Source organism: Stenotrophomonas sp. SrG (genome assembly GCF_050031795.1).
Taxonomy (GTDB): domain Bacteria; phylum Pseudomonadota; class Gammaproteobacteria; order Xanthomonadales; family Xanthomonadaceae; genus Stenotrophomonas; species Stenotrophomonas rhizophila_A.
The window spans coordinates 1-254 of sequence record NZ_JBNBBE010000534.1; the positions used below are offsets into that span (position 1 = coordinate 1).

Sequence of the window (254 nt, forward strand, 5' to 3'; positions counted from 1 at the left end):
ATTGTGGGTGGGGGTGACGTTCTCGGTCATGCCCGGGACCAGCTCGAACCTGCCCCACTTGCCGTCGTTGATCGAGTGGATGACGGCCAGCTGTTCGTTGGCGTTACCGACGGTTCCGAGCATCCAGCGCGGGGCCACTTCCGTGAGGAAGAAGGCCATGCCGAAGCAAAACGGCACCGCGATAAGCAATTCGATCAGGGCGGTGACCATGGTGCCGTAAATCGGAGCCAGCCCACCCAACATTTTAAACAACG

General features: G+C 59.8%; 1 pseudogene. It reads right to left on the reverse strand.

The window, feature by feature from the left end:
• A pseudogene (locus ACQG3P_RS20760) lies at positions 1 to 254 on the reverse strand (phosphate ABC transporter permease subunit PstC); the annotation flags it as partial.